The sequence below is a fragment of the Streptomyces sp. NPDC054840 genome, assembly GCF_053611065.1.
This window is the reverse complement of sequence record NZ_JBSGZP010000814.1, coordinates 1-2,966: the sequence shown is the minus strand read 5'-3', so window position 1 is coordinate 2,966 and position 2,966 is coordinate 1. Positions and strand designations below refer to the sequence as shown.

The following is a 2,966-nucleotide window of genomic DNA, read 5'->3' as shown; positions in this document are numbered from 1 at the left end:
GGCCAGGGAGATGCCCGCCGACCGCGGGGACGGTTCCGGTCCGGGTTCCGGCTCCGGTTCCGATTCGGGTTCCGGTTCGGGCTGCGCAGCGGGTTCCGGATCCGGTGCGCCGCCCCACGACACCCGGTGGTCGCGGGGCCCGCCGAAGCCGACCTGGTGCCTGCGATCGGCCTGCCACACCACGGGCTCGGCGAACGCCTCGGCGACAACTACGGACGCGGGGGCGGTGACGGGCGCGGGCTCCGGCAACGCCTCGGTCATGGACGTCTCGTCGAGGAACACCGGCCCCGTCTCGTCCGCGCGCGGGGCGTGCCCCCCGCCGACGGCTGGTGCGGCGACGGGGGCGGGCGCGGCGACCGGGGCGGGCGCGGCCTGCGCGACAGGTGCCTGCTGCGGGGCAGGGCGGCTCGTGCCGGGAACCCAGGCCGCTCCGTTCCAGTAGCGGATGTACCCCGGGATGGACGGATCCGGGTAGTAGCCCTCGCGGGCCGCGTGCTCGCCGTCACCAGGGGAGGCCGTCATGTCCCCAACTCCGATCGTGGCTTGAGGCTTGTGCAAGGGAGGACCATAGCCAAGAACCGCCCCCCGGCAGGTCCGGTAACGGGAGAATCCAAGCAAACGAGCGAACGTCACCCTGCACGACGGTTTTCGGTCAGTCGAAAGAAATCGGCCAATCTCCGGTTCGCTGCCCGAAGTCGCGTCATACCCGGGCCCACTGCCGCTCTCCCCGGGTGTGGGGCACCGTCCGGCCCCGCACACCGAACCGAAGTGAGGCCGTCATGCACCACCCCGTCATCGAGCGCGAGCTGGAACTGAAGCTGGTCCTGTCCCCCGAGCGCAGCATCCCCGTCCCCGCCCGGCTCCTCTACGTGACGCACGACCCGTACGCCGTCCACATCACCTTCCACACCGGCTCGAACACCCCCGTCAACTGGACGTTCGCCCGCGAGCTGCTGGTCGAGGGGGTGTTCCGCCCCTGCGGCCACGGCGACGTCCGGATCTGGCCCACGAAGGTCGACAACAAGGCCGTACTCTGCATGGCGCTCACCTCCCCCGACGGCGACGCCCTCCTGGAGGCTCCCGCGACCTCCGTGTCGGCCTGGCTGGAGCGCACGCTGCGCGTCGTTCCGCCCGGCACCGAGGGCGAGCGGCTCGGCCTGGACGCCGCGCTGGCCGAGCTGCTCACCCCGACCCCGGCGGACGACCTGTGGCTGCGCGACCCGTGGCCGTCGGACGAGTCGGCGGACGGGGACCTGTGATGCGGGCCGTACGCACGCGCGGCGGCCCCGCAGGCCCGGCCGGACTTCGGCGGCCTCGCAGGCCGCGGGCCCGCAGGCCCGGCCGGACCTCGGCGGAGGCGTCAGAAGAGCTTGCCGGGATTGAGCAGCCCGAGCGGGTCGAAGGCCTGCTTGACGGCCCGCTGCATCTCCAGCCCCACCGGGCCGAGTTCGCGGGCCAGCCACTCCTTCTTCAGGACCCCGACCCCGTGCTCGCCGGTGATGGTCCCGCCCAGGGAGAGGCCGAGCGCCATGATCTGGCCGAAGGACTCGCGGGCCCGCCGCGTCTCGTCCTCGTCCGCGGGGTCGAAACAGACGATCGGGTGGGTGTTGCCGTCCCCGGCGTGCGCGCAGACCCCGATGAGCAGGTCCTGGGCGCGGGCGATGGCGGCCGTACCGTCCAGCATCTCGCCGAGCCGCGAGCGCGGTACGCACACGTCGTCGATCATCGTCGCCGGCCGCAGCGCCTCCAGCGCGGGGAAGGACATCCGGCGAGCCTGCAGCAGCAGTTCGGACTCCGCCTCGTCGTCGGCGGGCACGACGGCGGTGGCCCCGGCGGCCGTGCACAGCGCGCCGACGGCCGCGAGGTCCTCGGGGGCGTGCGGGGTGTCGAAGGCGGCCAGCAGGAGGGCCTCCGTGACCTCGGGCAGCCCCATCTTCCCCAGGGCGTTGACGGCCCGTACGGTCGTCCGGTCCATCAGCTCCAGCAGCGAAGGGGTCAGGCCCGCCTCCATGACGGCGCAGACGGCATCGCAGGCGGCCGCCACGGAGGGGAACTCGGCGGCCAGCGCCAGCTGCCGGGGCGGCGCCGGCCGCAGGGCGAGAACGGCCTGGACGACCACGCCCAGGCTGCCCTCGGAGCCCACGAAGAGCCGGGTCAGGTCGTAGCCGGCCACGCCTTTGGCGGTACGCCGGCCCGTGCGCAGCAGTCTCCCGTCGGCCAGGACCACGTCGAGCCCGAGCACGTACTCGGCGGTGACCCCGTACTTGACGCAGCACAGGCCCCCCGAGGCGGTGCCGATGTTGCCGCCGATGGTGCACTGCTCCCAGCTGGAGGGATCGGGCGGGTAGTACAGGCCCTGCTCGGCGACGGCCCGTGAGAGCACGGCGTTGACCACGCCCGGCTCGACCACGGCGATCCGGTCGACGGCGCTGATCTCCAGGATCCGGTCCATCTTGACGAGCGAGAGGACGATGCAGCCGTCGGAGGCGTTGGCGCCGCCCGACAGGCCCGTCCGGGCACCCTGCGGAACCACGGGGATCCGCAGGGCCGTGGCAGTGCGGAGGACGTGCTGGACCTGTTCCACGGTCCGGGGCAGGACGACGGCGGCCGGCGTGCCGGCGGCGCAGAAGCTGGCCATGTCGGTGGCGTAGGAGGTGGTCACCTGGGGATCGGTGAGCAGTGCCTCGGCGGGGAGCCCTTCGAGCAGACCGGCCCGCAGACGTGCGAAGAGATCGTCATCCATGGGACCAGCGTGGCAGCCGGGGCCATCGGTGTGAACACGACCGCGCCCTCCTTCGGACACCTCCGTGAATTCTTCATATTGACGCACAGTGACCCCATGGACCGTATCGACGAGGAATCGCAGACACCGGCGCCGCCCGTGACCTTCACCGGCCGCAAGACGCTCGTGGCGGCCGCGGTCGCCGTGGTCCTGATCGCCGGGGCCCTGCTGATCCGGCCTGCCA

General features: G+C 72.8%; 3 protein-coding genes. 1 reads left to right on the top strand and 2 read right to left on the bottom strand.

What is annotated here, in order from left to right; genetic code table 11:
• Positions 1-522: DUF2510 domain-containing protein (locus ACWGIU_RS34450; RefSeq protein ID WP_453712038.1), on the bottom strand; the 522-nt coding region annotated here is incomplete at its 3' end.
• 257 nt (positions 523-779) lie between these two features.
• On the opposite strand from ACWGIU_RS34450, the gene ACWGIU_RS34445 reads away from it, so the two are divergent.
• Entirely contained in the window at positions 780-1,259 is a 480-nt protein-coding gene (locus tag ACWGIU_RS34445) for an SsgA family sporulation/cell division regulator (RefSeq protein ID WP_453712037.1), read from the top strand.
• 101 nt (positions 1,260-1,360) lie between these two features.
• Here the strand turns inward: ACWGIU_RS34445 and ACWGIU_RS34440 are convergent, their stop codons facing one another.
• Positions 1,361-2,743 (bottom strand): FAD-binding oxidoreductase, encoded by a 1,383-nt coding sequence (locus tag ACWGIU_RS34440; RefSeq protein WP_453712036.1) that lies wholly within the window; start codon positions 2,741-2,743, stop codon positions 1,361-1,363.
• Between the last annotated feature and the right edge of the window lie 223 nt (positions 2,744-2,966).

Bases quoted from the DNA above. Each gene is read 5' to 3' on its own strand.
- ACWGIU_RS34445 (WP_453712037.1), top strand. From the start codon at position 780: ATGCACCACCCCGTCATCGAGCGCGAGCTGGAACTGAAGCTGGTCCTG.
- ACWGIU_RS34440 (WP_453712036.1), bottom strand. From the start codon at position 2,743: ATGGATGACGATCTCTTCGCACGTCTGCGGGCCGGTCTGCTCGAAGGG.